This is a genomic window from Streptomyces sp. NPDC054813, assembly GCF_053611365.1.
In genome coordinates this window covers 162,043-188,503 of the sequence record NZ_JBSHAF010000010.1, presented here as the reverse complement: position 1 = coordinate 188,503, position 26,461 = coordinate 162,043, and the positions used below count along the sequence as shown (strand labels likewise).

General features: G+C 71.7%; 26 protein-coding genes and 1 riboswitch. Of the genes, 12 read left to right on the top strand and 14 right to left on the bottom strand.

The window, feature by feature from the left end; genetic code table 11:
• Positions 1-135: 135 nt before the first annotated feature.
• Entirely contained in the window at positions 136-2,115 is a 1,980-nt protein-coding gene (locus ACWGJB_RS21930; protein ID WP_453381809.1) for a ricin-type beta-trefoil lectin domain protein, read from the top strand.
• Positions 2,116-2,227: 112 nt separating this feature from the next.
• On the opposite strand, the gene ACWGJB_RS21925 is transcribed toward ACWGJB_RS21930, so the two are convergent.
• Both ACWGJB_RS21925 and ctaD read right to left on the bottom strand, forming a co-directional pair.
• The gene (locus tag ACWGJB_RS21925) at positions 2,228-2,563 is read right to left on the bottom strand and encodes a hypothetical protein (protein ID WP_453381808.1); all 336 of its coding nucleotides are present in this window, start codon (positions 2,561-2,563) and stop codon (positions 2,228-2,230) included.
• A complete protein-coding gene (gene ctaD, locus ACWGJB_RS21920; RefSeq protein WP_453381807.1) occupies positions 2,560-4,155 on the bottom strand; it encodes an aa3-type cytochrome oxidase subunit I in 1,596 nt (531 codons plus the stop codon). The genes ACWGJB_RS21925 and ctaD overlap by 4 nt, the downstream gene beginning before the upstream one ends.
• Before the next feature lie 105 nt (positions 4,156-4,260).
• Here ctaD and ACWGJB_RS21915 point away from each other — a divergent pair, with 105 nt between their 5' ends.
• Together ACWGJB_RS21915 and ACWGJB_RS21910 are read left to right on the top strand one after the other, a co-directional pair.
• Positions 4,261-4,803 (top strand): RNA polymerase sigma factor, encoded by a 543-nt coding sequence (locus ACWGJB_RS21915; protein ID WP_453381806.1) that lies wholly within the window; start codon positions 4,261-4,263, stop codon positions 4,801-4,803.
• On the top strand, positions 4,796-5,773 hold the full coding sequence (locus ACWGJB_RS21910; RefSeq protein WP_453381805.1) for a CU044_5270 family protein: 978 nt from the start codon (positions 4,796-4,798) through the stop codon (positions 5,771-5,773). The genes ACWGJB_RS21915 and ACWGJB_RS21910 overlap by 8 nt, the downstream gene beginning before the upstream one ends.
• Here the strand turns inward: ACWGJB_RS21910 and ACWGJB_RS21905 are convergent, their stop codons facing one another.
• The 3 genes from ACWGJB_RS21905 to ACWGJB_RS21895 all read right to left on the bottom strand — a co-directional run bounded on the left by ACWGJB_RS21905 (position 5,774) and on the right by ACWGJB_RS21895 (position 7,269).
• Positions 5,774-6,622 (bottom strand): bifunctional 5,10-methylenetetrahydrofolate dehydrogenase/5,10-methenyltetrahydrofolate cyclohydrolase, encoded by an 849-nt coding sequence (locus tag ACWGJB_RS21905; RefSeq protein WP_453381804.1) that lies wholly within the window; start codon positions 6,620-6,622, stop codon positions 5,774-5,776.
• Positions 6,623-6,648: 26 nt separating this feature from the next.
• A riboswitch (ZMP/ZTP riboswitch) is annotated at positions 6,649-6,731 on the bottom strand.
• Between the two features lie 17 nt (positions 6,732-6,748).
• Positions 6,749-6,916: a hypothetical protein gene (locus tag ACWGJB_RS21900; RefSeq protein ID WP_351744909.1), complete on the bottom strand. Its 168-nt coding sequence runs from the start codon at positions 6,914-6,916 to the stop codon at positions 6,749-6,751.
• The gene (locus ACWGJB_RS21895) at positions 6,904-7,269 is read right to left on the bottom strand and encodes a nuclear transport factor 2 family protein (protein WP_453381803.1); all 366 of its coding nucleotides are present in this window, start codon (positions 7,267-7,269) and stop codon (positions 6,904-6,906) included. The genes ACWGJB_RS21900 and ACWGJB_RS21895 overlap by 13 nt, the downstream gene beginning before the upstream one ends.
• 172 nt (positions 7,270-7,441) lie before the next feature.
• Here ACWGJB_RS21895 and ACWGJB_RS21890 point away from each other — a divergent pair, with 172 nt between their 5' ends.
• Positions 7,442-7,738, top strand: a complete 297-nt coding sequence (locus ACWGJB_RS21890) for a hypothetical protein (protein WP_453381802.1) — start codon at positions 7,442-7,444, stop codon at positions 7,736-7,738.
• Positions 7,739-7,850: 112 nt separating this feature from the next.
• On the opposite strand, the gene ACWGJB_RS21885 is transcribed toward ACWGJB_RS21890, so the two are convergent.
• Positions 7,851-9,629, bottom strand: coding sequence for an ABC transporter ATP-binding protein (locus ACWGJB_RS21885; protein WP_453381801.1), 1,779 nt, complete (start codon positions 9,627-9,629; stop codon positions 7,851-7,853).
• 340 nt (positions 9,630-9,969) lie between these two features.
• On the opposite strand from ACWGJB_RS21885, the gene ACWGJB_RS21880 reads away from it, so the two are divergent.
• Together ACWGJB_RS21880 and ACWGJB_RS21875 are read left to right on the top strand one after the other, a co-directional pair.
• Entirely contained in the window at positions 9,970-11,058 is a 1,089-nt protein-coding gene (locus tag ACWGJB_RS21880) for an S-(hydroxymethyl)mycothiol dehydrogenase (RefSeq protein WP_453381800.1), read from the top strand.
• Positions 11,058-11,687, top strand: coding sequence for an MBL fold metallo-hydrolase (locus ACWGJB_RS21875; protein ID WP_453381799.1), 630 nt, complete (start codon positions 11,058-11,060; stop codon positions 11,685-11,687). The genes ACWGJB_RS21880 and ACWGJB_RS21875 overlap by 1 nt, the downstream gene beginning before the upstream one ends.
• Positions 11,688-11,802: 115 nt before the next feature.
• Here ACWGJB_RS21875 and ACWGJB_RS21870 read toward each other — a convergent pair whose 3' ends face one another.
• Entirely contained in the window at positions 11,803-12,330 is a 528-nt protein-coding gene (locus tag ACWGJB_RS21870; RefSeq protein ID WP_453381798.1) for a hypothetical protein, read from the bottom strand.
• Between the two features lie 50 nt (positions 12,331-12,380).
• On the opposite strand from ACWGJB_RS21870, the gene ACWGJB_RS21865 reads away from it, so the two are divergent.
• Positions 12,381-13,199 carry an SDR family NAD(P)-dependent oxidoreductase gene (locus ACWGJB_RS21865; RefSeq protein WP_453381797.1) on the top strand — a complete coding sequence of 273 codons (819 nt, stop codon included), beginning with the start codon at positions 12,381-12,383 and terminating at the stop codon, positions 13,197-13,199.
• Here ACWGJB_RS21865 and ACWGJB_RS21860 read toward each other — a convergent pair.
• Positions 13,185-14,579 (bottom strand): pyridoxal phosphate-dependent decarboxylase family protein, encoded by a 1,395-nt coding sequence (locus ACWGJB_RS21860; protein ID WP_453381796.1) that lies wholly within the window; start codon positions 14,577-14,579, stop codon positions 13,185-13,187. The two genes, ACWGJB_RS21865 and ACWGJB_RS21860, sit on opposite strands and share 15 nt — an antisense overlap.
• Positions 14,580-14,720: 141 nt before the next feature.
• Between ACWGJB_RS21860 and ACWGJB_RS21855 the strand changes: the two genes are divergently transcribed.
• Complete coding sequence (locus ACWGJB_RS21855; RefSeq protein WP_450756784.1) at positions 14,721-15,416, top strand: L,D-transpeptidase family protein; 696 nt, start codon at positions 14,721-14,723, stop codon at positions 15,414-15,416.
• A 29-nt stretch (positions 15,417-15,445) separates the two neighbouring features.
• Here ACWGJB_RS21855 and ACWGJB_RS21850 read toward each other — a convergent pair whose 3' ends face one another.
• Positions 15,446-16,648, bottom strand: a complete 1,203-nt coding sequence (locus tag ACWGJB_RS21850; RefSeq protein ID WP_453381795.1) for a Gfo/Idh/MocA family protein — start codon at positions 16,646-16,648, stop codon at positions 15,446-15,448.
• A gap of 141 nt (positions 16,649-16,789) precedes the next feature.
• On the opposite strand from ACWGJB_RS21850, the gene ACWGJB_RS21845 reads away from it, so the two are divergent.
• Positions 16,790-17,938 carry an ROK family protein gene (locus ACWGJB_RS21845; protein WP_453381794.1) on the top strand — a complete coding sequence of 383 codons (1,149 nt, stop codon included), beginning with the start codon at positions 16,790-16,792 and terminating at the stop codon, positions 17,936-17,938.
• Positions 17,939-18,079: 141 nt separating this feature from the next.
• The gene (locus tag ACWGJB_RS21840) at positions 18,080-18,268 is read left to right on the top strand and encodes a hypothetical protein (RefSeq protein ID WP_351323903.1); all 189 of its coding nucleotides are present in this window, start codon (positions 18,080-18,082) and stop codon (positions 18,266-18,268) included.
• 82 nt (positions 18,269-18,350) lie between these two features.
• On the opposite strand, the gene ACWGJB_RS21835 is transcribed toward ACWGJB_RS21840, so the two are convergent.
• Positions 18,351-19,724 (bottom strand): S1 family peptidase, encoded by a 1,374-nt coding sequence (locus ACWGJB_RS21835; RefSeq protein ID WP_453381793.1) that lies wholly within the window; start codon positions 19,722-19,724, stop codon positions 18,351-18,353.
• 191 nt (positions 19,725-19,915) lie between these two features.
• Here ACWGJB_RS21835 and ACWGJB_RS21830 point away from each other — a divergent pair, with 191 nt between their 5' ends.
• Together ACWGJB_RS21830 and ACWGJB_RS21825 are read left to right on the top strand one after the other, a co-directional pair.
• Positions 19,916-21,088, top strand: a complete 1,173-nt coding sequence (locus ACWGJB_RS21830) for a MalY/PatB family protein (protein WP_453381792.1) — start codon at positions 19,916-19,918, stop codon at positions 21,086-21,088.
• Between the two features lie 37 nt (positions 21,089-21,125).
• A complete protein-coding gene (locus tag ACWGJB_RS21825) occupies positions 21,126-21,521 on the top strand; it encodes a PPOX class F420-dependent oxidoreductase (RefSeq protein ID WP_453381791.1) in 396 nt (131 codons plus the stop codon).
• Positions 21,522-21,662: 141 nt separating this feature from the next.
• On the opposite strand, the gene ACWGJB_RS21820 is transcribed toward ACWGJB_RS21825, so the two are convergent.
• The 4 genes from ACWGJB_RS21820 to ACWGJB_RS21805 all read right to left on the bottom strand — a co-directional run bounded on the left by ACWGJB_RS21820 (position 21,663) and on the right by ACWGJB_RS21805 (position 26,390).
• Positions 21,663-24,428: a hypothetical protein gene (locus ACWGJB_RS21820; protein ID WP_453381790.1), complete on the bottom strand. Its 2,766-nt coding sequence runs from the start codon at positions 24,426-24,428 to the stop codon at positions 21,663-21,665.
• A 155-nt stretch (positions 24,429-24,583) separates the two neighbouring features.
• Positions 24,584-24,970, bottom strand: a complete 387-nt coding sequence (locus ACWGJB_RS21815; protein ID WP_453381789.1) for a nuclear transport factor 2 family protein — start codon at positions 24,968-24,970, stop codon at positions 24,584-24,586.
• A gap of 51 nt (positions 24,971-25,021) precedes the next feature.
• The gene (locus ACWGJB_RS21810; protein WP_453381788.1) at positions 25,022-25,456 is read right to left on the bottom strand and encodes a Zn-ribbon domain-containing OB-fold protein; all 435 of its coding nucleotides are present in this window, start codon (positions 25,454-25,456) and stop codon (positions 25,022-25,024) included.
• Between the two features lie 190 nt (positions 25,457-25,646).
• On the bottom strand, positions 25,647-26,390 hold the full coding sequence (locus tag ACWGJB_RS21805) for a TetR family transcriptional regulator (RefSeq protein WP_453381787.1): 744 nt from the start codon (positions 26,388-26,390) through the stop codon (positions 25,647-25,649).
• Between the last annotated feature and the right edge of the window lie 71 nt (positions 26,391-26,461).

Genomic DNA, 26,461 nt, shown 5'->3' with positions numbered 1-26,461 from the left:
GCGGCGACTTCACGCCTGTCACATCCGTTGACTTCACCCTCGCGCGGCTCTACGTTCGGCGCGCAGAGTGTTCGGAACCTCGATCTCTGTTCGGGATTACGAACGAATTCGAGTCGCACCCCGTGGAGGAGCCGCATGTACCCCCCGCCCAGATCGACCGGCAGCGGTCTCGTACGACACCTGTGGGCCACCGCCGTACGCGCACTCGCCCTGGCCCTGACGGCCGCCGGCGCGCTCCTCTTCGCCGCCCCCGGACCGGCCCAGGCGGCGACGGCCCGGCAGATCTCCGTGCCCACCGCCCCGATGGGCTGGGCCTCCTGGAACAGCTTCGCCGCGAAGATCGACTACGACGTCATCAAGCAGCAGGTCGACGCGTTCGTCGCGGCCGGGCTGCCGGACGCCGGATACAAGTACATCAACATCGACGAGGGCTGGTGGCAGGGCACCCGGGACAGTGCCGGCAACATCACCGTCGACACCGGTGAGTGGCCCGGCGGGATGAGCGCCATCGCCGACTACATCCACAGCAAGGGCCTGAAGGCCGGCATCTACACCGACGCGGGCGCGAACGGCTGCGGCTACTACTACCCGACCGGCCGCCCCGCCGCCGCGAACACCGGCAGCGAGGGCCACTACGACCAGGACATGCTCCAGTTCTCCGAGTGGGGCTTCGACTTCGTGAAGGTCGACTGGTGCGGCGGCGACGCCGAGGGCCTGGACGCGGCCACCGCCTACAAGTCGCTGAGCTCGGCGGTCACCAAGGCCACCGCCGCCACCGGCCGCCCGCTGACCCTGTCCATCTGCAACTGGGGCTACCAGAACCCGTGGAACTGGGCGCCGGGCGTCGGCACCATGTGGCGGACCAGCACCGACATCTACTACTACGGCGGCACGGCGTCGCAGGCGAGCGTGCTGTCCAACTTCGACCAGACCCTGCACCCGGCCGCCCAGCACACCGGCTACTACAACGACCCCGACATGCTGACGGTCGGCATGACCGGCCTCACGGCGGCCCAGAACCGTACCCACATGGCCCTCTGGGCGATCTCCGGCGCCCCGCTGCTGGCCGGCAACGACCTCACCACGATGACCAGTGAGACGGCCGCCATCCTCAAGAACTCCGACGTGATCGGCGTCGACCAGGACCCGCGCGGTCTGCAGGGCGTCAAGGTCGCCGAGGACACCACCGGCCTCCAGGTCTACGGCAAGGTGCTCTCCGGAACCGGCAACCGCGCGGTCGTGCTGCTCAACCGCACCTCCGCCGCCCAGAACATCACCGTCCGCTGGTCCGACCTCGGTCTGACCGGCGCCGCCGCGACCGTGCGCGACCTGTGGGCACAGCAGAACCTCGGCTCCTACGCCACGAGTTACACCGCATCCGTCCCGGCGGGCGGTTCGGTGATGCTCAAGGTGAGCGGCGGCACGGAGGCGTCGAGCACCGCCTACAGCGCCACCGCCACCGGCAAGTACACCGGCGTCAGTGCCGCGAGCACCGGCCTGAACGTGGTCGACGTCGCCTACACCAACACCGGCTCCGCCGCCGTCACCGGCACGCTCCAGGTCAACGGGCAGACCGCGACCACGGTCTCCTTCCCGCCGACCGGGTCCTCGCAGGGAACCGTGTCGGTGCAGGTCGACCTGAGCAAGGGGTCCGGCAACGCGCTCACCTTCACCGGGAGTTCGCTGCCGACGCTCGGTTCCGTCACGGTGGGTCCGGTGCCGGGCACCAACGGGACGCTGCTCGTCGGCAAGCAGTCCGGCCGGTGCGCCGACGTCTACAACAACACCATCACCAACGGCACCCAGGCGGAGATCTGGGACTGCAGCGGCGGCCAGAACCAGGCCTGGACGTACACCTCCCGCAAGGAACTGGTGGTGTACGGCAACAAGTGCCTGGACGCGTACAACCTGGGCACCACCAACGGCACCAAGGTCGTGATCTGGGACTGCAACGGGCAGAACAACCAGAAGTGGAACGTCAACTCGGACGGGACGATCACGAACGTCAACGCCGGGTTGTGCCTGGACGCGTACAACGCGGCCACCAGCAACGGGACCTCGCTGGTGCTGTGGACCTGCAACGGGGGGACCAACCAGCAGTGGAGTCAGAGTTGAGCCGGTAGTTCGGGTAGGTCTTCGGGCGCGGGTGGGCTGTGGCTGGTCGCGCACACGCGGCGGTAGCCGCATACCAGACACAGCCCCGCGCCTCTTTGGGGCGCGTCCACGCTCAGGTCGACAGTGCGATCAGGGTCGCTGCCGCCCATAGGGCGCAGGCGAGCAGGAAGCCAACCATGAGTCGTTGGCGCAAGATCCGGTACCTCTGCTCGTACTCACGCCTCAACTCCGTGCCGCGTTCCGCCGTGCGGCGCCACGATGTGCGGCTCAGCGCCAGGTACTCGGTCCTGAACTGGCGCTCCAGATCATCCCGTTGGCTGTCCGTCAGCCAGCCCAGGCGGTCCGCCGCCCGGGTCGCCGCGTCACGGCACTCCTCGCGTGCCGCCGCCAGCAGCAGATGCCCCTCGATCTGGCCGACCAGCGCCCGTTCCTCCTCCCGGGCCGTCATCGCGTACTCAACTCCCGGTCCACGGTGTGGTGCAGATCGAACGCCGGGGACTCGCTCCGTATCTGGGGGAGTGACACGAAGTTGTGGCGTGGCGGCGGGCACGACGTCGCCCACTCCAGGGAACGCCCGTACCCCCAGGGGTCGTCCACCTCGACCTTCTCGCCGTACTTCGCCGTCTTCCACACGTTGTAGAAGAAGGGGAGCAGTGACGATCCCAGCAGGAAGGAGAAGATCGTCGAGACCGTGTTGAGCGTGGCGAAGCCCTCCACCGCCAGGTAGTCGGGGATCCGGCGCTGCATGCCCTCCGCGCCCAGCCAGTGCTGGACCAGGAAGGTGCCGTGGAAGCCGACGAACAGCGTCCAGAAGGTGATCTTGCCGAGCCGTTCGTCGAGCATCTTGCCGGTGAACTTGGGCCACCAGAAGTGGAAGCCGGCGAACATCGCGAAGACGACCGTGCCGAAGACCACGTAGTGGAAGTGGGCCACCACGAAGTACGTGTCGGAGACATGGAAGTCGATCGGGGGCGACGCGAGCATCACGCCGGTCAGACCGCCGAAGACGAACGTCACCAGGAAGCCCAGGGTCCACAGCATGGGCGTCTCGAAGGACAGCGAGCCCTGCCACATCGTGCCGATCCAGTTGAAGAACTTCACTCCCGTCGGGACCGCGATCAGGAAGGTCATGAAGGAGAAGAAGGGGAGGAGCACACCGCCGGTGACGTACATGTGGTGCGCCCACACGGTCACCGACAGGCCGGCGATCGCGATGGTCGCGGCCACCAGGCCCATGTAGCCGAACATCGGCTTGCGGGAGAATACCGGGATGACCTCGGAGATGATGCCGAAGAACGGCAGGGCGATGATGTAGACCTCGGGGTGGCCGAAGAACCAGAAGAGGTGCTGCCAGAGCAGGGCTCCGCCGTTGGCCGCGTCGAAGACGTGGGCGCCGAACTTGCGGTCCGCCTCCAGCGCGAACAGCGCGGCGGCGAGGACCGGGAAGGCGAGCAGGACCAGGACGGCGGTCAGCAGCACGTTCCAGACGAAGATCGGCATCCGGAACATGGTCATGCCGGGGGCGCGCATGCAGATGATCGTGGTGATGAAGTTGACCGCGCCGAGAATCGTGCCGAAGCCGGAGAAGGCCAGGCCCATGATCCACATGTCGGCGCCCACGCCCGGGGTGCGCACCGCGTCCGAGAGCGGGGCATAGGCGAACCAGCCGAAGTCGGCCGCGCCCTGCGGGGTGAGGAAACCGCCCACCGCGATGGTCGAGCCGAGCAGATAGAGCCAGTAGGCCAGCATGTTCAGGCGCGGGAAGGCGACATCGGGTGCGCCGATCTGGAGCGGCATGATCCAGTTCGCGAAGCCCGCGAACAACGGGGTCGCGAACATCAGCAGCATGATCGTGCCGTGCATCGTGAACGCCTGGTTGAACTGCTCGTTCGACATGATCTGCAGGCCCGGCCTGGCCAGTTCGGCGCGCATGAACAGGGCCATCACACCACCGACGCAGAAGAACGAGAACGCTGTGACCAGGTACAGCGTGCCGATCGTCTTGTGATCCGTGGTCGTGAGCCACTTGAGGTTCCTCATGCCCCGCCTGTGTCCGGGCGGTGCGCACCGGTCACACTCGACGGATGCGACGAGCGTCACGGAAAGGGGTGTGACGATCGGGAAGGTGCCGGACAAGAACCGAACATGAGCAACGACGAGATTTTCGCCGCTGCCTATCGCGAGCACTACTGGGCGGTCAGCCGTTATGTCGCGCGGCGACTGGACGGGCGGACCAGCGAGGTGGAGGAAGTGGTGGCGGAGGTGTTCACGGTGGCCTGGCGCCGCCGCGCCGACCTGCCGGCGACCCCGCTGCCCTGGCTGTACGGCGTGGCACGCAACTGCCTCGCCAACGCGGTACGCGGATACGGGCGCCGGCGCCGGCTGGTGGACCGGCTGGGCAACGACGAGAGCGCCCACGGGCGGCAGACCGTGGCCGGCCCGGACACCGAACGCCCCGGCTCCTGGGTGCACGAGGCGCTGGGCCGGCTCTCCCCGGCCGACCGGGAGGTGCTGCGGCTGACCGCGTGGGAGGAACTCGGTGTCGACGAGGTCGCGGTCGTCCTGGGCTGCGGCAGCCGGGCGGCCGCGATGCGGCTGCACCGCGCCCGCCGCCGGCTCAGAGCCGAGATCGACCGACTGCGACCCCCTGCCGCCGAGGCTCTTTCCGAGGAACACCGCCATGGCTGACGAACTCGATCTGCTGCGCGCCGCCGACCCGGTACCCGCCGACGGCCCCCACTTCGGCGACGGCCCCCTGGACCACACCGCCGAACGGCACCTCGCCCGATTGCTGCACGACGCTCCGCACCCCTGGCGCCGGACCCGGCCGCGACTGGTGTGGTCGCTCGCCGCGGCCCTCGTCGCCGTGGCCACCGCCCTGACCGTGCTGCTCGGCGGTCCCGCCGGCACTCCCGCGGTCGCCGCACCCCGGCCGCTGGCCGTCCGCGCCCACTCCACCCCCGTACCACTCGCCGAGGTCGCGAAGCTGGCCGCTGTCGCGGCCCAGGACGGGTCCCCGGCGCTGCGCCAGGGCACCCACGTGCAGTCCTGGAGCCTCGGCATGAGCGACGGCAGGCCGCCGGTCACGCTGCCGGAGGAGCGGGTGGTGCGCTGGGCCGCGGACGGCAGCCATACCGAGGTGGTCGTGGCGACCGACCCGTCCCACCCCGGCCGCCCGGTCCTCACCGACGACGGTGACCGGTCGCGGCTGGTCGAGGACGGCCATGTGCTCAGCCGGCGGACCTTCCCGCCGATGTGGGGCGACGCCCCGCCGTTCGGCACACCCCCGCACGACCCGGCGAAACTGCGCACCTACCTGACCGAGCTGATCTACAGCCACACCCTCACCACGTCGGAACTCCTGGACGCCTCCCGCGAGCTGCTCGACAACTGGACGCTCGGCGCCCGGGAGTCGGCCGCCCTGGCCCGCCTCCTCGCCGACGCCAAGGGGCTGCGCCCGGCCGGCCAGGTCACCGACCGGCTCGGCCGCACCGGGCAGGCGTACGTCCACGACGAGGCCTCGGGCGCCCGGCGGATGCTGATCCTGGACCCGGCCACCGGTGCCGTACTCGGCCTGGAGACCACGTTCACCCGGGGCGACCCCGAGTACGGCGTGCGGGCCGGTGACGTCATGGAGTACAGCGCCTGGATGCGCTGATCACACCCCGAGCTGCCGGGCGGCCGCGGTGACCGTCTGCTCCAGCAGCACGGCGATGGTCATCGGGCCGACCCCGCCCGGCACCGGCGTGATCAGCGAGGCCCGTTCGACGGCGGTGTCGAAGTCGACGTCACCGACGTTCCCCTCGTTGTAGCCCGCGTCGAGCACGACCGCGCCCGGCCTGATGTCCTGGCCCCGGATCAGCCGGGGCCGGCCGACGGCGGCGACCACGATGTCGGCCTCGCGAACGGCCGCCGACAGGTCCCGGGTGCGGGAGTGGCAGTAGGTGACGGTGGCGTCGCGGGCGAGCAGCAGCATGCCGGCCGGCTTGCCCAGGATCGCGCTGCGGCCGACGACCACCGCCCGCTTCCCGGCCGGGTCGACGTCGTACGCGTCGAGCAGCCGCAGGATGCCGCCGGGCGTGCAGGAGACGAAGCCCGGCAGGCCGAAGCTCATCGTCGCGAACGACGCGAAGGTCACGCCGTCGACGTCCTTCTCCGGCGCGATCGCCTCGAACGCCGCCCGCTCGTCGATGTGTTCGCCGACCGGGTGCTGGAGCAGGATGCCGTGCACCGCCGGGTCGGCCGACAACTCCCGCAGCGTGCCGACGAGTTCCCCGGTGGTCGTGGTGGCGGGCAGTGCCACGTGCCGGGAGGCGATGCCGGCCTTGCGGCTGCGGTTCTGCTTCATCCGGACATAGGTGACGGAGGCCGGGTCCTCGCCGACCAGCACGGTCGCCAGGCACGGCGTGGTGCCGGTGCGTGCGGTGAACTCGGCGGCCCGCTGCGCGGTCTGCTCGACGATCCGGCGGGCGACGGCGGTTCCGTCCATGAGACGGGCATGGGTCATGCGGCACACTCCTGAGCTGGTCAGACCTTGATCGCCCAGGCGCACGGCATCGACAGTGCGGGCCGCTCCACGGTGGTGCTCCACCTCAGCGCCAGTCACGGCCCGCGCCCAGCGTAACCGAGGTGCTCAGCGTTTCCCACGGCGGTGCGCCGCCCGCAGGGCCGTCCGCAGCAGCACGACGGACGCGCGCGGAGGCGTGCGGCGGCTGTGCCCCAGTCCGGCCCGTGCCGAGAAGGTCCAGGTCAGCCGCGCGCTGACCTGGACCCTCGCGGTCCTTCCGGCTACTCGTCCCATGCCTGGATCATGATCTGTTCGGCGATCTTGCCGTCGCGCAGCGTGATCATCGACTCGGCGAGCACCCGGACGCCGTCCGCGTACTCGCACGACTCGCTGTAGGCGGCCTGGTCGCCCTGCACGATGCACTGGTCCAGCTTGTGCGTCATGTCCCGGCTGTAGACGTCGTCCAGCATCGCGGCTATGTCCCTGCGGCCGTGCAGGACTTTGGGGTGGCTGGGCTGGGCGGTGCGGTCGACGATACGGATCTCCGCGTCGTCCGTGTAGAGCGCCAGCAGGGTGTTCCCCGTGTTTCCCTCTACGGCCCGGCGCAGCGTGGCGGTGTCGAACGTGGAGCCTGTCGCGGTGCCCATGATGACCTCCTGCGGGAGCCCGCGACCCGATGCGGAGCGGGCCGCGACAGCCCCACCTTCGAGCCTCCTCCGCCCCGCCGGGCTCGGCAAGCGCAGGCCGGGCGCTCCGCCTGACGGGTGAGGGGGACCGGCTGCCCGTGTCCGGCCCGGCGCCCGGGCCGTTGCTGGAGACATGATCTCAACACGACGTATCGTCGCCGCCGTCGGCCTCGCCGTCGGGGTCACCGGCCTCGCCGCACCCATGGCGAACGCGGCCGATGCGAGCGCACCGCACCCCGGGAAGCTCACCGCGCTCGGCGTGCTCGACTCGGTCTCCCGCAGCGGCATCCCGGCGGAGTACCAGGGCCAGATCCCCAAGGTCTCGGAGCAGGTGCAGGGGCTGAACGGAGTCCACAAACTGAGCGAACTGCACCAGATCACCGACCTGGCGGCGCCGGCCATGGGACTGGTGCCGGGCATCGAGTACTGACCCACGCCCCACCCCGAGGGCCGTCCCGGAAAATGGGGCGGCCCTTCGTCGTACTCGGTGCCCGGCGGCCGACTACCGGGCGCTCGGTGCCCGGCGCCCAGGAACCGCGTGCTCAGTGCTCGGCGGCCAGGAACTGCGTCGCCGCCAGCTCCGCGTAGAGCGGGTCCGCCGCCACCAGCTCCCGGTGGGTGCCCACCGCGCGGACCCGGCCCGTGTCCATCACCACGATCCGGTCGGCCATCGTCACCGTCGACAAGCGGTGCGCGACCACCAGTACCGTGGTCGACCGTGCCACATCGGCGACGGTGTCCCTGAGGGCCGCCTCGTTCACCGCGTCCAACTGCGAGGTCGCCTCGTCCAGGAGCAGCAGCCGGGGCCGGCGCAGCAACGCCCGGGCGATCGCGACCCGTTGCCGCTCGCCGCCCGACAGCTTGGTCCCGCGGTGCCCGACCAGCGTCTCCAGGCCCTGCGGCAGCCGCGCCACCAGACCGTCCAGCCGGGTCGTCTTCAGCACCCGCGTCACCGCGTCCTCGCCCGCCTCCGGATTGCCGAGCAGCAGATTGTCCTTCAACGACCCGGACAGCACGGGGGCGTCCTGCTCGACGTATCCGATGGCCGAGCGCAACAGGGGCAGTTCCCAGTCGGGGAGCGGACGGCCGTCGAGGGTGATGGCGCCGGACTCCGGGTCGTAGAACCGTTCGATCAGGGAGAAGACGGTGGTCTTGCCGGCGCCGGACGGGCCGACGAACGCTGTCATGCCCCGGGCGGGTATCGCGAAGCTGACCCCGTGGTGGACGTACGGCAGGTCGTCGGCGTAGCGGAACCGTACGTCGGTGAAGGTGAGGGCGGCCGGTTCGGCGCCGGCGGACGGCAACTCGGCGGGCTGGGCGGGGGGTTCGGAGGGCAGTTGCAGTGCCTCCTGGATCCGGGCGAGCGCGCCGGCGCCGGTCTGGTACTGCGTGACCGCGCCGACGACCTGCTGGATCGGCGACATCAGGTAGAAGACGTACAGCAGGAACGCCACCAGCGTGCCGATGCCGATCGCGCCGGTCGCCACCCGCGCCCCGCCCACCGCCAGGACCGTGATGAACGCCAGCTGCATCGCGAGCCCCGCCGTGTTGCCCGCCGCGGCCGACCACTTGGCGGCCCGCACGCTCTGCCGCCAGGACTCCTCGGCGGCCTCGTGCAGCGCACGCTCCTCACGGTGCTCGGCGCCCGACGCCTTCACGGTGCGCAGCGCGCCCAGCACCCGCTCCAGCGAGGCCCCCATCACCCCGACCGCGTCCTGTGCCCGCCGGCTCGCCCGGTTGATGCGCGGCACGATGGTGCCGAGCACCATGCCCGCCCCGGCGATCACCGCGAGTGTGACACCCAGCAGCACGGGGTCGACCACCCCCATCATCACCACGGTGGCGACCAGGGTGAGCCCGCCGGTGCCGAGCGCAACCAGTGAGTCCGTGGTGACCTCGCGCAGCAGGGTGGTGTCCGAGGTGATCCGCGCCATCAGGTCACCGGGTTCGGTGCGGTCCACGGCGGTGATCCGCAGCCGCAGCAGGTACGACGACAGGGTGCGCCGGGCTCCCAGCACCACCGATTCGGCGGTGCGCCGCAGCACGTACGAACCCAGGGCGCCCAGCACGGTGTTGGTGACCACCAGACCCGCCATCGCGAGCAACTTCCCGCTGATGGAACGGTCGTGGGAGAGGTCCTCGATCAACCCCCGCGCCACCAGCGGCAGCAGCAGCCCGGTCGCCCCGGTCAGCAGCGAGAGCACCGCACCCGCCAACAGGGCCCAGCGGTGCGGCCGTACATAGGAGAGGAGCAGCCGGAACGCGGACGGACCGGTGCGGTCTCCCGTCCGTCGCGGCGAAACTGCGTCTGCGGTGGTCACGGTGCTCCTCGTCCGGACGGTGGGCGGCGCACCAAGGCTACGTCGGCCCGCTCCGGCCCCGGGGCCCGGTCACCTACGGGCGGAACCGGTCCTCGCCGGGGTCGCGTCCAGGTCGGCCGGCCCGGACGACGTGCTCGGCGAGGATCGCCCGGACGTTCTCGGCGCTCTGCCGGTCTCGGCTAATTACCCCCCAGGGGTATATGGCGCACGCCGGCCGCTGGGAATACGGTGCCCGGCGGGAAAGATCCGCAATGATCGACGTGCTCCGTGCCGTTACCGAGCGGTCACGCGTAGGGTCGGAAGACAGGCACGTCAGCACAGCGACGAAAGGGTCAGGTCCATGGCGCAGGAAGTACGCGGCGTGATCGCACCGGGCAAGGACGAGCCGGTGCGGGTCGAGACGATCGTGGTGCCGGACCCGGGGCCGGGCGAAGCCGTCGTACAGGTACAGGCCTGCGGGGTCTGTCACACCGACCTGCACTACAAACTGGGCGGAATCAACGACGAGTTCCCGTTCCTGCTCGGCCACGAGGCCGCCGGTGTGGTGGAGTCGGTCGGCGCGGGTGTCACGGACGTGGCGCCCGGGGACTTCGTGATCCTCAACTGGCGTGCCGTGTGCGGGAACTGCCGGGCCTGTCTGCGCGGCCGCCCCTGGTACTGCTTCAACACCCACAACGCCGAGCAGAAGATGACCCTCGCCTCGACCGGCCAGGAGCTGTCCCCGGCGCTCGGCATCGGGGCCTTCGCCGAGAAGACGCTGGTCGCCGCCGGACAGTGCACCAAGGTCGACCCCGCCGTCTCCCCGGCGGTCGCCGGACTGCTCGGTTGCGGGGTGATGGCCGGCATCGGCGCCGCGATCAACACGGGCAACGTCGGACGGGGCGACTCGGTCGCCGTGATCGGCTGCGGCGGGGTCGGCGACGCGGCGATCGCCGGGTCCCGGCTGGCGGGCGCCGCGAAGATCATCGCCGTCGACATCGACGACCGGAAACTGGAGACGGCGCGCACCCTGGGCGCCACCCACACGATCAACTCGCGCGAGAGCGACCCCATCGAGGCGGTCCGGGAGCTGACCGGCGGCTTCGGCGCCGACGTCGTCATCGAGGCGGTCGGCCGCCCCGAGACCTACCGGCAGGCCTTCTACGCCCGCGACCTCGCCGGGACGGTCGTCCTCGTCGGCGTACCGACCCCCGAGATGAAGCTCGAACTGCCGCTCCTTGACGTCTTCGGCCGGGGCGGCGCGCTCAAGTCCAGCTGGTACGGCGACTGCCTGCCCTCCCGGGACTTCCCCATGCTGATCGACCTGCACCTGCAGGACCGGCTGCCGCTGGACGCCTTCGTCACCGAGACCATCCAGCTCGACGAGGTGGAGAAGGCGTTCGACCGGATGCACCAGGGCGACGTGCTGCGTTCGGTGGTGGTGCTGTGATGACCACGCGCATCGAACGCGTCGTCACCTCCGGGCAGTTCACCCTCGACGGCGGCACCTGGGACGTCGAGAACAACGTCTGGATCATCGGCGACGAACGCGAAGTGATCGTCATCGATGCCGCCCACGACGCCCAGGCCATCGCCGAGGCGGTCGAGGACCGGGTCCTGAAGGCCATCGTCTGCACCCACGCCCACAACGACCACATCGACGCCGCGCCCGCCCTCGCGGACCTGACCGGTGCCAAGATCTGGCTGCACCCCGACGACCTGCCGCTGTGGAAGCTCACCCACCCCGACCGCGACCCCGACAACCACCTGTCCGACGGGCTGGTCATCGAGGCGGCCGGCGCCGACCTGACCGTCCTGCACACGCCCGGCCACGCGCCCGGTGCCGTCTGCCTGTACGAGCCCGGCCTGGCCACCGTCTTCACCGGTGACACCCTCTTCCAGGGCGGCCCCGGCGCGACCGGACGGTCGTACTCCCACTTCCCGACGATCATCGACTCCATCCGGGACAAGCTGCTCACCCTCCCGCCGGAGACGAAGGTCCTGACCGGACACGGCGAGTCGACCACCATCGGCACCGAAGCCCCCCATCTGGCGGAGTGGATCACCCGCGGCCACTGACGCCGGGACAAGGCGACAGAGGATGTCAGGCTTCCGCGCGACCCTCGACGAAGACCACGAGGGACCACGCGCCGGAGGCCTGACCTGCCGGACCGTTCGACGGACCGGCAGGTGACTACGCCTCCGCCGGCGGCAGGCGTCCGGAGTGACCGGGCGGCAACGCCAGGTCCTCGCGGACGGCCGCGTAGAAGTCGTCGCGGCCGTCGCGCTGCCGCTCCAGCAGGATCCGCCACGCCTCGGGATCCCGCCGCTCCTCCCGCAGGAACCGCTCCATCGCCATGACCGCGAGCACCCACTCCTGGCCCTTCGCGACCACGGTCGGGCTGCCCAGCATGATGAGCTTCTCGCCGTACGGATCACGGGCCAACTGGGCAGCGGCCAGCAGGGGTTCGGCCTCCTGCGGGGAGAGCGGGTGGGGATGCGGGTCGTTGCCCAGATGTGCGGCCACCCGGTAGTCGACGGAGACGGTCCTCTTCAACGCCTGCGCCCACTCCGCGTACACGGTCAGCCGGCGCTCGTCCCAGCGCGCCTCCTGTTCCCGCCGGAACCGCACCCGGTCACCCCGCACCACGGCGAGATACGAACCGAGCGCACCGATCACGACGCCCATGAGGGCCGGGAGTTGCTGCAAGAACGCGGACATGCCCGCACGCTATCTGTCCTGTTGATCCCTTGGCCCGTACGGTCGTTGCCATGACCGGACTCAATCGCTTTGCGGGACACGGGGTTCTCGTCACGGGCGCGGCGCGCGGCATCGGCGCGGCCGTCGCCCGGCGGCTGGCCGAGGAGGGCGCACGGGTGCTGGCGACCGACCGGGACCTGCCGGAGGCGGAGCGGACGGCGGCCGCACTGCGCGAACAGGGGCTGGCGGTCCAGGCGTTCGGCTGCGACGTGGCCGACCGCGACTCCGTGGCGGCGGCCGTCGACCGTGCCGTCGGTGCCTTCGGACGACTCGACGTGCTGGTGAACTGTGCCGCGCACTGCACCCCGGACGCCCCGCTCTTCGAGGACCAGCCGGACGACGGCTGGGACCTCGACCTCGACATCACCCTCAGCGGCGTGCACCGCTGCTGCCGGGCCGCCCTGCCGCACCTGGCCGCTTCCGGGCGGGGCGCCGTCGTCACCATCGGCTCCGTCAACGCCGGGGCCGACTTCGGCAACCACGCCTACAGCGCCGCCAAGGCCGGCCTCGGCTCGCTGACCCGCACGCTGGCCGGGCACGCCGCCGCGCGCGGGGTCCGGTTCAACCTGGTGGAGCCGGGCACGGTCCGCACCTCGGCCTGGGCGGGACGGGAGGACGAACTCGACGCCCTCCGGCCGCTCTACCCGCTCGGCCGGGTCGGCGAGCCGGCGGACGTCGCCGCGGCCGTCGCCTTCCTCGCCTCCGGGGACGCCGCCTGGATCACCGGCACCACGCTCCGCGTCGACGGCGGTCTCACCGCCGTCCACAGCGGCTTCCACGCGGCGCTGCGGCCGCACCGGGAGGCCCGGCATGCCTCACAGGGCGGCTGACGCCGCCGTGACCGCGGCCAGCACCCGCCGGGTGTCGTCCTCGGTGGTCCGCCAGTTGCTGAACGCCGCCCGCAGCGCCGGCACCCCGCCGTACACCGTCGGGGTGAGGAACGTCTCCCCGGACGCGGCGAGGGCCCGGACCAGGGCGTCCACCCGCTCCTGCGTGGGGTTCTCGGCGAGAGTGAAACAGACCACGTTGAGCCGGACCGGGGCCAGCAGGCGCAGGTCCGGAAGGGCGTCGATGGCCGAGCCGAGGCGCCGGGCCTCTGCGACGTTGCGCTCGACGATCTCGCGGTACCCGGTACGGCCGTACGCCGTCAGGGAGAACCAGGCCGGCAGCGCCCGCAGCCGGCGGGAGGTCTCCGGGGTGAGGTGCAGGAAGTCCGGGTCGCCGGTGGGCGGGCCCAGGTAGGGGGACTCGTTGTGGAAGACGGCCACCTGGAGGTCGCGGCGGCGGGTGAACTGCACGGCCGCGTCGTAGGGGACGTTGAGCCACTTGTGCAGGTCCACACAGACCGAGTCGGCCGCGTCCAGACCGGCGACCAGCGCGGCGTGGGCGGGGGAGAGGGCGGCGAAGGCACCGAACGCGGCGTCGACGTGCAGCCAGAAGTCGTAACGCTCCTTCAGCGCGGCGATCGCCCGCAGGTCGTCGAAGTCGACGGTGTTCACCGTGCCGGCGTTGGCGACGACGATCGTCGGCCGCCCCTGGAGCGCGGCCAGCGCCGCGTCGAGCGCGGTCACGTCCACCGCCTCCCGGTTGCCGGGCAGCAGCGGCACCGGCCGCAGCCGGTCCCGCCCGATGCCGAGCACCGACAGCGCCTTGCCGACGCTGGAGTGCGGGCTGCCGGAGAGCACGTCGACCGGGCCCAGCGCGGCGGCGCCCGCCCGGGAGACGTCCACCCCGAGCCGCTCCCCGAGCCACTCCCGGGCGATCGCCAGACCGACCGTGTTGGACATCGTGGCCCCGGTCACGAACGCCCCGCTGTGCGCCTCGCCGAGCCCGAACAGCTCGGCCAGCCAGGCCACCGTCTCGCGCTCCAGGGCGGTACCCCAGGAGCCGGCGGCCCCCGCCGCGTTCTGGTCGTACGCCGAGGTCAGCCAGTCGCCGGTGAGCGAGGCGGGCGTCACACCGCCGGTGACGAAACCGAGGTAGCGTGGGCCGGCCGAGGCGGACAGACCCGGCGCCCACCGCTCGGTGAACCGGGCCAGCGCCCCCTCCCCGCCCTCCCCCCGCTCGGGCAGCGCCGCCCGCGCGGGTACGGGGCCGAGCGCGGCCACCGGCCGCTCGTCCAGTCCGGCCAGCGCACGGGCGGCCACGTCACGCGCCGACCGCAGGAGTTCGGGCAACCGGGCGAGATCGTCGGCAAGCATGCGGTGCATGGACGGCAGCCTAGGCCGCCCGCGCCCCCGACGCCGAAGTTAACCGTTTCGTCACAGCCTGGCCGGTGCTACAACCAATGCCCTCGATCGGCCGGTCTAGGACCAAGAGATCGCAGGACACAGGAAGGAGACATACTTCACATGGGGGACATACGTAGACGAGGTGTCGTCGTACTCGGCGTCACCGGACTGGTGGCGCCGCTCACGCTCGCCCTCACCTCGGCTCCGGCGCAGGCCGCGAGCTGCACCACGCAGGCGGGGCCCTACCAGAAGCAGGTGGAGAAGTTCCTCGGGCGGCCGGTGGACGGCAAGCAGTCCGCCGCCGACTGCAAGGCGATCAAGGCCTTCCAGGACAAGCACGGCATCACGCCCGACATCGGCTACGCCGGCCCCGTCACCTGGGGCGTGATGGACCTGATGAACAAGCAGAAGGCCGTCGGCGACAAGCCGAACAAGGACGGCAAGTGCCCCACCAACAAGGGGCGCATCGCCTGCGTGAACCTCACGCTCCAGCTGAGCTGGGTCCAGGACGGCAACAAGCTGGTCTACGGCCCGGTGCCGGTCCGTACCGGCCGCAACGGGTACGAGACCCGGACCGGCCTGAAGAAGATCTACTGGCGTGACATCGACCACGTCTCGTCCGTGTACAACGTGCCGATGCCCTACAGCCAGTTCTTCGACGGCGGCCAGGCCTTCCACTCGGTGGGTCTCAGCATGTGGAACCCGCCGGGCTCGCACGGCTGCGTCAACATGACCACCAAGGACGCCAAGAAGTACTGGTCCCTGCTGAAGAACGGCGACGACGTCTACGTGTACGGCCGCAAGCCGGGCACCTGACGGCACCCGGCTCCGGCCGGCGCCCCGGCTCAGCTCTCCGGGGCGTCCCCGAAGTCCGGGATCTCCAGCCTGGTCCCGCCCTGCCGCGCGGACTCGTGCGCGATGATGCCCGGCAGGGTGTAGCGGGCGGCGACCCACGCGTTGACCGTCGGCAGGGCACGAGTGTTGACGGCCGTCACGAAGTCGTCGACCAGGAAGTGGTGGCTGCCCTCGTGCCCGTTGTGCAGCGTGTCGAACTCCCGCGGCAGTCGCTCTCGGTCGTGCACCGGCGCCGACCCGGAGGTGAAGGCCGCCCGCAGTTCCGGCGCGATGTGCTGGAGTGAGGGATCGTCGGGCGACATGGTGGGCTTGGGCTCCAGGAGCTCGCTGATGTCCTTCACGCCCTTCTTGTCCTGCCACAGCGCCACCGTCGCCAGCTGCTCCATGCTGGCCTCGGTCCCGAAGAACCGGAAGCGTGATTCGCGGATGTGCGACGGATAGCCCACCCGCCGGAACTCGTTCGTACGGAACGACCCGCCGCCCGCGACCTCGAACAGCGCGGTGGCGTTGGACACGTCGTTGCCGAACTGGCTGACGTCCTTGTCGAAGACGCCGTCGCCGCGGTCGTCCACCACTCCGATCGCCGACACGCTCACCGCGTGCGTCTGCCAGGCGCCGAGCACCCCGCCCACCGCGTGCGTCGGGTAGAGCAGCGGGGGATAGCTGGCGGTCGCCTTCCAGTTGTCGCCGCCGCTGTAGCGGTACGCGTCGTAGAAGCCGAGGTCCATGTCGTGGACGTAGTCGCCCTCGGCGTAGAACAGCCGTCCGAAGGCGCCCTCGGCGATCTGGTTGCGGGCGTGCACGGTCGCCGGGTTGTACTGGCTGGTCTCGCCCATCATGTACGTCAGGCCGGTCGCCTTGACCGCGTCGATGATCGCCGCGATCTCCTCGGCGGTGATCGCCATGGGAACCGCCGAGTACACGTGCTTGCCGGCGTTCAGGCCCGCCAGGACCAGCGGGCCGTGCGTCCAGCGCTGGGTGAAGATCGCGACCGCGTCGACGTCCGCCGACTCCAGCATCGCCTCGTACGACGGGAAGGTCCCCGCCAGATTCTGGGCGGCGGCGAGCCGCTCCGCCCGCTCGGGCAGCAGGTCGGTGACGTACACGTCACCGACGCCGGGATGGGCCTGGAACAGTGTGGCGAACTGGCCGGAGAACTGGCCGGCACCGACGATGCCGAGTGAGAAAGTCATGGTGGTTACTTTTGCTTCGGAAGAATCTCGCCGTCAAGGGGCGGACGGAAGTAGGAAGGACGTCAGAAGGGCGCTTCTGCGGCGCACCCGGCGCACGGTAGGGTGGCCGAGTTACTTCAGGTCCGAAAGGAAAGGGATGCCGTGTCCGACTGGCTGCCGCTGAGCCCCGCGGAGCGCTCCGTGGCGATCGAGGTGCTCGTGCACGGTCCCCTGTCGCGCACCGAGCTGGCCCGCCGGCTGAACCTCTCCCAGGGCAGCCTCACCCGCCTCACCAAGCCGCTCATCGAGTCCGGGCTGCTCGTCGAGGCCCCCTGGGCGGGCGCCCCCGCCGAGGCGCGCCAGGGCCGTCCCTCGCAGCCGCTGGACGTGGTCGCCGAGTCCCGCTTCTTTCTCGGCTTCAAGGTCACCGACGAGACGGTGTACGGCGTCGTCACCACCCTGCGCAGTGACATCGTCGCCCGCCTCGACCGGCCGCTCACCAGCCACGACCCCGAGGAGGTCGCCGACCTGCTGGCCCGGATGGCCGCGGAGCTGACCGCCCGGCACCCCGCCGTCGCGGGCATCGGCATCGGCGTCGGCGGGTTCGTGCGCGAGCACGCGGTGGTCGGCGAGTCGCCGTACCTGCGCTGGCGTGACGTCCCGCTGGCGGAGCTGGTGCGGCGGCGCACCGGGCTGCCGGTCGTGGTGGAGAACGACGTGGCCGCCCTGGTCGAGGCCGAGACCTGGTTCGGCGCCGGCCGGGGACTCGACCGTTTCGTCGTCCTGACCATCGGCGCCGGTATCGGCTACGGGCTGGTGCTCGGCGGCCGGCGGGTGCCGTACGCCGAGGAGGACCGGGGCTTCGGCCGGCACTGGATCATCGACCCGCAGGGCCCGCTGACCCCGCAGGGCGAGCGCGGCAGCGCCGTGTCGCTGCTCACCATCCCCAGCATCCGCTACCAGATCGGGGCCGCCACCGGCCTCGACGCGTCCTACGAGGAGATCCTCGCGCGCGCCGCGGAGGGCGAGCCGATGGCCGCGCGGGTGATCGGCGAGGCCGGCCGGGCGCTGGGCACCCTGCTCGCGCACATCGCCAACTTCGTCATGCCGCAGAAGATCCTGCTCGCCGGAGAAGGGGTCGGCCTGATCGAGGTGGCCGGGGACACGGTGCGGGACACCGTCCGCGCCCACCGGCATCCGCTCGCGGCGCCGATCCACCTGGAGACCAAGGTCTCCGACTTCCACGACTGGGCGCGCGGCGCGGCCGTGCTGGCGATCCAGGTACTCGTGCTCGGCGGCGACGGGGCCTGAACTGCCGTTTCCGACCGGACGTCCGCTGTCGCCCGGTATCTAACTCCCTTTTCTCCCCGACTCATTGACGTGATGATTAACACGGTCCGATATGTCCATATCGGTCGTACTTACTCACGGCGCCTTCACGTCGATCGGCATATGCTTCACACCATGTCCACCACTGTTGAAGCCGTCACCGAGCGATCGGCCGACGAGGTCAACGAGGAGATCCGGGCCCTGTGGCTCCGGTCGGGCGGGACACTGAGCACCGAGCAGCGCGAGGAATACCAGCGGCTCGTCCTCGAATGGGCGGCCGCCTCCCCGCACCAGCCGGACCAGGCGGCCTGACCGCCCGTCCCGGGCACCCGTCGGGACGGGTGCCCTTCTCGTAGCCCCGTGGGTCCTTCCGGAGCCTCCCCGGGTCCCGCCGTCAGCCCCAAGTAGCCGAGTAGTAGCGCTGGTACGCCTTACGGTCCTGCTCCGCCCGGAAGTAGCGGGTCGCGACCAGGGCGACCAGGCTGCCCCCGATCACCAGCAGGCCCGGACCGACATTACGGGTGTCCGTGAGCCGGGCGACGAGGCTGGTGTCGTCCGAGGAGCCGACCGGCGCCGACGAACCCGGCGAGGCCGCGCTCGGCGCGATCGCACTGTGGGTCGCCGCCGCCGACGGCGCCGGCGAGGCGCCCTGCCCCCCGGCCGCGTTCTGCGTCGACGCGATCAACTGCACGTTCAGCGCCGCCATCGCCCGCGTCACCGGCTGGAAGAACGTCACCCCGCCCGCGGTGCAGTCACCGCTGCCGCCCGAGGTCACGCCCAGCGCGATGCCTTCGGAGAACAACGGACCGCCGCTGTCGCCCGGTTCGGCGCACACGTTCGTCTGGATGAGCCCGGTGACCGTGCCCTCGGGGTAGTTGACGGTCGCGTTGAGCGCGGTCACCGTACCGTCGTGCAGCCCGCTGGTGGAGCCGCTGCGGAACACCTTCTGCCCGACCGTCGGATCGGCCGCCCCCGTGATCCGCACGCCCTGGCCGTTGCCGATGGCGACCACGTCCGCGTTGTCACCGGCCTTTCCGCCGGCGTACTGGATCAGCGAGAAGTCGTTGCCCGGGAACTGCGTGTTGATCGTGGTGCCCAGCTGCTGGTTGCCCTGACTGTCGTCGAACCAGATGGTGTTGGCGGGACCGCAGTGACCGGCGGTGAGGATGAAGTCGGTCTGTCCGTTGGTGACGTTGAACCCCGCCGAACAGCGGCCGCCCGTCGACAGGATCGGCTGCGCCCCGTTGAGCCGCGGGGTGAACGTGCCTTCCGAGCGCTGCATCTGCACAAAACTGCCGATGCCCGCGGCGACCCGGCTCAGGTCCGACCAGTCGGAGGCCGAGACCGTGCTGTCGGCCTCCACCATCACCCGGTTGGTCCGGTAGTCCACCGCCCACGCGGTGCCGGCCACCCGCGGGGCCCCACGGAGCGTGGCGGTGGCCGCCTTCAGCTCGTTCATGCTGTGCGACACCATCTTGGGCTCGGCGCCCGCCCGCTTCACCATCGCGGCCGCCTGCTCGTCGGTCACCGCCACCACCGGCTTGCCGTCGGCGCCGATCCAACTGCCCGCCGTACGGGCCGTACCGAGCTTGGCCACCAGCGCGGAGCCGGTGTCACCGGCCCGGGTCGCCGAGCTGAACGGGACGGCGGACGTGCCGGGAGTCTCGCTCGCCATGGCCGTGGTGACCATCGCGCCTCCCAGAAGGAGTCCGCCGACCGCCGCCAGCTGTGTCCCCCGCCGGACGACCCGTCGTCGTGCGTGCCTCATCCATGGCTCCCGAAACCCCGAACGCGCGGTGTGGACACCGCGGGGCCCTCCGGTCGTCGAGCGCCCTGCTCTTCATACGGGGCCGGGCGCGGGGGTGTTCACCACGACGGTGATCTTTGCGATCCCATGGCGGTACGACATGGCCGTCCGGGCGCGTTCCCGGGCACCCGGGGGCCGCCTATCTTGACCCCATGACCAGCATCCCGCAGGAGAACCCGGACGAACCGAACCCGCTGCGCGCCCTCACCCTCGACCGACTGCGACGCCGTACCAGCATGAAATGGCGCACCTATCCGCAGGACGTGCTCCCGGTGTGGGTGGCGGAGATGGACGTGCCGCTCGCCGGGCCGGTCGTCCGCGCGGTCACGGACGCGATGGAACTCGGGGACACCGGCTACCCGGCGGGCACCGGCTACGCCGAGGCGCTCGCCGCGTTCGCCGCGAAGCGCTGGGGCTGGCTCGGGCTGGACGTGGCCCGCACCGCGATCGTCCCCGACGTGATGCTCGGGGTGGTCGAGATGCTGAGACTGGTCACCGGGCCCGGCGACCCGGTGGTCGTCAACTCGCCGGTGTATCCGCCGTTCTACCAGTTCCTCGCGCACATGGACCGGCGGGTGGTGGAGGCCCCGCTGGGCGTCGACGGGCGTATCGACCTCGACGTCCTGGAGGAGGCGTTCGGCGGGCTCGGCGGCGGACGGGCCGCCCATCTGCTGTGCAGCCCGCACAACCCGACCGGCACCGTCCACACCGCCGTGGAACTCACCGCCGTGACGGAACTCGCCGAGCGGTACGGCGTCCGGGTCGTCGCGGACGAGATCCACGCCCCGCTCACCGCCCCCGGCGCCGGCTTCGTGCCGTATCTGAGCGTGCCGGGCGCGGAGCGCGGACTGTCCCTGATGTCGGCCTCCAAGGCCTGGAACCTGGCGGGCCTGAAGGCCGCGCTCGCCGTCGCCGGACCCGGGGCCGCCGCCGACCTCGCCCGGCTCCCGGAGGAGGTGAGCCACGGTCCCAGTCATATCGGCGTCATCGCGCACACGGCCGCCCTCACCGACGGCACCGCCTGGCTGGACGCCCTGCTGGTCGGCCTGGACGAGAACCGGCGTCTGCTGGCCGGCCTGCTCGATCGCCACCTGCCCGCGGTCCGGTACCGGCCGGCCGAGGCCACCTATCTCGCCTGGCTCGACTGCCGTGCCCTCGGACTCGGCGACGACCCGGCCGAGGTCTTCCTGGCGCGCGGCCGGGTCGCCGTCAACTCCGGGATCCCCTTCGGCACGGGCGGCGCCGGGCACGTGCGGCTCAACCTCGCCACCTCGCCCGAGGTGATCACGGAGGCGGTACGGCGGATGGCGGCGGCCCTGGTCTGAGGCGCCGCGCGACGGGGGCGCCCCCTACACTTCCGGCATGGACGACACCACCGGGACCGACCTCGACCGGCTCGGCGCCGGCAAGTACCTCCTCGTCACCAGCTACCGGAAGGACGGCAGTCCCGTCCCCACCCCGGTCTGGGTGGTGCGGGACGGAGAGACGCTCGGCGTCTGGACGACGGCCGACTCGTGGAAGGTCAAGCGGATCCGCCGCCGCGCCGATGTCCGGGTCGCCCCCTGCGACCTGCGCGGACGGCCGACCGGCGACCCGGTCCCGGCCACCGCCGAGATCACCGACGAGACCACCACCGCCCGCTACCGCGACCTCATCGCCCGCAAGTACGGCATCACCGGACGCCTCACCCTGCTCGGCAGCAGGCTGCGGCGCGGCCGCGAGGGCACCGTCGGCATCCGGGTGACCCTCGCGCCCTGAGGAGGCCGTATCCCCCCAGGGCACGAGGAGCGCGAGACGCGTCCGTCGCACGAGGAGCGCGAGACGCCCAGGCCGCGCGTGAAGCGCGAGACGCGTCCGGCAGCGTGCGGAGCGCGGACGCGTCCGGGCGTGCGAGGAGCGCTACGAGGCGTCCAGCACCGTGCCGTTGAGCAGCAGGCCGTCCGGCAGCGGCGTACCGTCGTCGCCGGTCTGCCGGAAGTTGACCGACTCGGCCGGCTCACCGACCCGGTCCGCGACGGTGGGCACCGACACGTCGAGGCTGGTCCGGCCGGGCGGGATGTCCAGCCACAGACCGAGGCCGTCCACCTTGGACAGCGGCCGCTCGGGGTCCGGTGCGGCGCCCGAGGCGTCGGCCAGCCACTGCGGGTCGACGTCCTTGGTGGACAGCTCAGGAGCGCCACCGCCCGGCGGGACCGGGACGAACAGCGCGCCGATGTCCGTGTCCGCGGCCTCCGACAGCGAGATCCGCCACTTCAGCGCCGAACCCTCCGTCACCTTGTCCGCGAGCGGGGTCACCGTGACCTCGGGCGCCGGGTCGTCGTCGTGCACGGTCAGCCCGCCCCGGTAGGAGCCGACGACCGCCCCGTGGACGGCCTTGACCAGCACGTCGTACGGCAGGTCCGCGCCGTAGCGGGTGTTGCCCCGCACCTCGACCGGTACGTCGACGGCGTGCCCGCCGGGCCGTACGGTGACCAGGCGGTCCTTCGCGGTGCCGGTCGCCGGGTCGACGACGTAGAGCCGGACCTGGCCGCTGCCCCGCCCCGACACCCGCACCGGAACGTGGTAGGTGCGTACGCCCGAGTCGCCCTCGTCGACCCTGAGACGGCCGACGTCGACGCGCGGCAGCACGGCCGCCCGTACCGCCGGGGTGCCCGGCCGCCAGCCCCAGGCGTCCATCAGCCAGGCCCGCCCCGAGGCCGAACGCGCGGTCAGCTCAAGGGACTTGACCGAGCGCAGCTCGACCCCGGCCCGGCGGGCGGCGGTCAGCGGTACCCGCAGTTCACGCGCCCAGTAGGACGCGGTGCGCTCGCTGCCTGGCAGCCCGTCGACCCGGACCCGGCCGAGGACGGCCCTACGTCCGTGCGTGTCGGTGACGGCCACGTCGAGCCGGGTGCCCTGGGTGTTCGGGGGCACGAAGATCCGGAGCGCGAGCGCCTCGGCGCCCCGGAGGGAGACCGGCCGTGCCACCCTGACGCGGGTCGTGGCCCCCACGGACGTCCAGCGCAGTGCGACCGCGTTCCGCCCTGACTCCCGTGCCGTCTCCCACTGGGCGAAGTGCGGGGAGCCGCCCTCAGCGTTCTCGCCCAGGCAGGCCGCCGCCGGATCCGGATCGGCCGCGGCGCACAGCCGGCCACCGCTCACGGTCACCCTGCCGTCCGGCAGGAACCCCGCGCCACGGTTCGCGCCGACCGCGTGGCTCAGCACGCGCGCCGGATCCGCCGAGGGCGCCCGCCGCCCCGAACCGTCCAACAGCGGAAGCACCTTGTCGTCCCCCGCGACGAACAGCCGGGCCGCCGCCGCGATGTACGTCGAGCCCGCCCGGTGCTGCTGGCCGGCGGTCAGCCGGGTCGCGGTCCCCTGGGAGCAGACGGGGTCCCGGTGGTCGGGGTCGTCGTAGAAGTCGTCCTCCGCCGGAGCCTGCGCCTGTCCCGGCGTCCACTCGGTGTTGAAGAAGTTGTGGTTGGCGCCGATCACGTAGACCGCGCTGTGCAGGGCCTTGCCGGCGCTGACCGCACGGGTGCCGTCGACGTACATCTCGCCCTGCAGGTCGGAGACATCGCCGTCGCAGCCCGGCAGGACGGTGAGCGACGGCACGTCCGGTACCGGGTTCTGGCCGAAGACGGTGGGGCCGATCAGCACGGCGCCGCTGATGTGCCAGCGCACCTTCCCGTGGTAGCCGTCCTGGTCGGCCGGCGGGGGGTAGAGGCTGTCCAGCGCGGCCCGGTTCACCCCCTCGCCGCCGCGCGAGTGACCGATCAGCAGCACCCGGGACAGGTCGGCGCGCGGAGCCTCGCGGACGATCGGCGGTGCCTGCCGCGGGTTCCGTGCCCAGTCGGCCCAGTGGCCCAGGTGCAGTCGGATCAGCGAGGAACGGGCCTGGGCGCCGCCGTCCTCGGCCTGCCAGTCCTGACCGTTGATCCCGTTCGCCGAGATCGACACGGTCACATAGCCCTGGGACGCCAGCAGCCGCTGGTCGCGGAGGTAGCCCCGGTGACTCGGTATCGGGAGCGTCCCGGCCGGGCAGGGCCAGGCGCCGGAGGCCTGCCCGTCGTCGCCGTGCGGGGCGTAACAGGTGGCGTGGCGGCCGTGCAGGAACAGCGCGAGCGGGCGCGGGCCGGTGACGCCGGTGGGCGCGACCACCACGGCGCTCATCTCGACCGGAACGGAGAACCCGGGCAGGTGCACCGACTTGAGCCGGTACTCGCCGGTGGTCGTGCGGTAGCGGCCGGGCTTGCCCGGATCCACCGGGCCGGCGGGCAGTGGCGCCGGGGGACGGGCGGCCGGTGCGGGCGCCTGGCCGGTCGCGGATCGGGTGTCCAACCGCCGTCCACCCGACCAGACCTGAAGGTTCGTCAGGTCATCCGCGCCGGTTCCTTCGAGGCCGAGCCGGAAGGTGTGTCCGTCCCGCTCGGGCTTCGGCACCCCCAACAGCCTTCCGTCCGCACGGAATTCCACCCGCGCGTCGCCCATCGGCACCTGTCTGCCGGACCGCCACACCAGTTGGGGCGCCGAGCGGCCCTCGTCGATGCGCCAGCCCGGCGGCAGCTTCCCGCCGGACTCGGCGGCCGCCGGGGCCGGCCGGGCGTGCGCGGCGGTGCCGGACACCCCTCCCACGAGCGCGAGCACCGCGGCCGCGGTGACCCATATGCGCCGGGTACGGACCAATGTTCCCTCCTCGGAAGGCGAGTACGGGCGCCCCGGCCGTCCCGAGGAGCCCCTCGCCCCCCGGAGGACGGGGAGCAAAGTCTGTGGGTTGCCTGTGCAGGAAGAGGGATTGGTTACGTACGGGAGGGACGGCACCCGGCGAAGGCGCCGCCGCGTTACTCGACGCCGGGTGGCACGGCCGTGGCGTGGTGGTAGTACATCCGCCAGCCGCTCTCCCCGTCACGCCTGCGCCACAGCGAGCTGTGCCGGGAGCGGCGGTCGCCGAGGCGGGCCTCGAAGGTCAGCTGCACCAGACCGGGAGCGAGTACCACCCCGGTCATGCCGGAGGGTTCGTAGCGTGGGCCGTCCTTCGAGGCGCCGGTCCTGTCCGGGAGTCCGCCGAGCGCCTGCACGTACGTGTACCGGCGGCCGGACGCGCCGACCTCCACGAACTCCGGGTCGAGCAGTTCGCCCGCGAGTTCCCGCGAGGCGCGCACCTCCGGGTCCATGAGCCGCAGCTCGCCCGCGATCGCCGCGTCCACCTGGGCCGATTCATCGCTCATGGACGCATGCTCGCCAGGCCGCCGGCTGCCGTGCAAGCGGATTTCGGTCGGTCAGCTCCAGGCCCGGTACGGCTCGTCGAGCAGTTGGAAGACCGGCTCGCCCCGCACCGGGTCCTTGGCCGTGGAGAGCTTGACCCGGTCGCCGCTGTGGATGCCGATCAGCGGGCCCATGACCCGGCCCCGTACGACGAACCCCTCGGCCATCTCGATCAGGGAGACGTTGCGCGCGGCGGGCGTGTTGCGGTGCACCACCGTGGAGTGGCGGACCGTACCGCTGCCCTCGCTGCGCTCCGTACGCAGTTCGCTACCCTGGCAGACCGGACACAGCAGCCGGTGGTACGTGGCGGTGCCGCACCAGGTGCAACGCTGGAAGACGATGGCGTCCTTGTGGTGGTCCGCGGGGCGGTGGTCCGCGGGCACGGGGTCGAGAACGCTCGTCGCGAATCCGACCGCCGACTGCGCGGCGCTCGCTGAGTGGTGGTACACGCTGGTCAACTCCCTGCGCTCGCCCGGAAACCCGAATCGAGCGTGCGCGGACCCGACCGCGCACGCCTGTGCCCGGTTCGCCGTGCCACCGTGCACGCCGTCAGCGTATGGCACTCAGTGTCATCCGTAAAGGCACTGCGTACCCCAAAATTGCGGGGATTCTGCGGAGGGCCACCGGATGCCAGGGCCGTCAGGCACGGCCGAACGCGGTCTCGATCTCCTGCACCACCCGCCACAGCGGGGCGTCCCGCCGGGAGACCAGGACGACCACGTCGTCCGGATGTTCCACCGGCCCGCCGAACAGCGCGGCCGGCGCCCCGCCCGCGGCGGGCCCGGCGGCCTCGGTGCCGAACGCGGTCTGCACATACCCGAGGGCGTGGTCGACCGTCGCCGCCGCGTCGCCCTGGCCGTCCGAACGCAGCCAGGAGCGCAGCGCGTTGTTGTGCGCCGCGACCACGGCCGCCGCGATCACGTCCGCCCGCAGTGTCCCGTCCGGGCGGCCGGCGTACCGGCCCCGCAGATACTCGGCCAGCGCGCGCTCGTAGCGCCACACCACCGACAGCTCGTACGCGCGCAGTCCCGGGACCTTCTTGGTCAGCCGGTAGCGCTGGACCGAGAACGTCGGGTTCTCCGCGTACATCCGCAGCACCAGCCGCGCCGCGTCGCACACCCGCCGCACCGGCTCGCACTCCAGGTCGCTCGCCGCCAGAAAGGCGGTCATGTCGGCCAGGCAGCCCTCGTGGTCGGGGAAGACCACGTCCTCCTTGGAGGGGAAGTACCGGAAGAACGAGCGCCGTCCGACCCCGGCCAGGGCAACGATGTCGTCGACGGTCGTCTGCTCGTAGCCGCGCTCCAGGAAGAGCCGGAAGGCCGCCGCGACCAGGGCGTCCCGCATGGGCGGCTTCGCGTGCGGCGCGGTGCTGCTGGAGCTCATGGACGCGAACGTAGCACTCCACCGCACCTCATGGCACTCAGTGCACACCCTGCGGGGAACTGAGTGCACTC

Excerpts from the sequence above, each read along its gene's own strand:
- ACWGJB_RS21830 (WP_453381792.1), top strand. The coding sequence starts at position 19,916 with ATGACCAGCATCCCGCAGGAGAACCCGGACGAACCGAACCCGCTGCGC.
- ACWGJB_RS21815 (WP_453381789.1), bottom strand. The coding sequence starts at position 24,970 with ATGAGCGATGAATCGGCCCAGGTGGACGCGGCGATCGCGGGCGAGCTG.
- ACWGJB_RS21905 (WP_453381804.1), bottom strand. The coding sequence starts at position 6,622 with ATGACCCATGCCCGTCTCATGGACGGAACCGCCGTCGCCCGCCGGATC.
- ACWGJB_RS21835 (WP_453381793.1), bottom strand. The coding sequence starts at position 19,724 with ATGAGGCACGCACGACGACGGGTCGTCCGGCGGGGGACACAGCTGGCG.
- ACWGJB_RS21870 (WP_453381798.1), bottom strand. The coding sequence starts at position 12,330 with ATGTCCGCGTTCTTGCAGCAACTCCCGGCCCTCATGGGCGTCGTGATC.
- ACWGJB_RS21925 (WP_453381808.1), bottom strand. The coding sequence starts at position 2,563 with ATGACGGCCCGGGAGGAGGAACGGGCGCTGGTCGGCCAGATCGAGGGG.
- ACWGJB_RS21865 (WP_453381797.1), top strand. The coding sequence starts at position 12,381 with ATGACCGGACTCAATCGCTTTGCGGGACACGGGGTTCTCGTCACGGGC.
- ACWGJB_RS21840 (WP_351323903.1), top strand. The coding sequence starts at position 18,080 with ATGCTTCACACCATGTCCACCACTGTTGAAGCCGTCACCGAGCGATCG.
- ACWGJB_RS21825 (WP_453381791.1), top strand. The coding sequence starts at position 21,126 with ATGGACGACACCACCGGGACCGACCTCGACCGGCTCGGCGCCGGCAAG.
- ACWGJB_RS21880 (WP_453381800.1), top strand. The coding sequence starts at position 9,970 with ATGGCGCAGGAAGTACGCGGCGTGATCGCACCGGGCAAGGACGAGCCG.
- ctaD (WP_453381807.1), bottom strand. The coding sequence starts at position 4,155 with ATGAGGAACCTCAAGTGGCTCACGACCACGGATCACAAGACGATCGGC.
- ACWGJB_RS21860 (WP_453381796.1), bottom strand. The coding sequence starts at position 14,579 with ATGCACCGCATGCTTGCCGACGATCTCGCCCGGTTGCCCGAACTCCTG.
- ACWGJB_RS21850 (WP_453381795.1), bottom strand. The coding sequence starts at position 16,648 with ATGACTTTCTCACTCGGCATCGTCGGTGCCGGCCAGTTCTCCGGCCAG.
- ACWGJB_RS21875 (WP_453381799.1), top strand. The coding sequence starts at position 11,058 with ATGACCACGCGCATCGAACGCGTCGTCACCTCCGGGCAGTTCACCCTC.
- ACWGJB_RS21895 (WP_453381803.1), bottom strand. The coding sequence starts at position 7,269 with ATGGGCACCGCGACAGGCTCCACGTTCGACACCGCCACGCTGCGCCGG.
- ACWGJB_RS21890 (WP_453381802.1), top strand. The coding sequence starts at position 7,442 with ATGATCTCAACACGACGTATCGTCGCCGCCGTCGGCCTCGCCGTCGGG.
- ACWGJB_RS21910 (WP_453381805.1), top strand. The coding sequence starts at position 4,796 with ATGGCTGACGAACTCGATCTGCTGCGCGCCGCCGACCCGGTACCCGCC.
- ACWGJB_RS21900 (WP_351744909.1), bottom strand. The coding sequence starts at position 6,916 with ATGGGACGAGTAGCCGGAAGGACCGCGAGGGTCCAGGTCAGCGCGCGG.
- ACWGJB_RS21930 (WP_453381809.1), top strand. The coding sequence starts at position 136 with ATGTACCCCCCGCCCAGATCGACCGGCAGCGGTCTCGTACGACACCTG.
- ACWGJB_RS21805 (WP_453381787.1), bottom strand. The coding sequence starts at position 26,390 with ATGAGCTCCAGCAGCACCGCGCCGCACGCGAAGCCGCCCATGCGGGAC.
- ACWGJB_RS21855 (WP_450756784.1), top strand. The coding sequence starts at position 14,721 with ATGGGGGACATACGTAGACGAGGTGTCGTCGTACTCGGCGTCACCGGA.
- ACWGJB_RS21915 (WP_453381806.1), top strand. The coding sequence starts at position 4,261 with ATGAGCAACGACGAGATTTTCGCCGCTGCCTATCGCGAGCACTACTGG.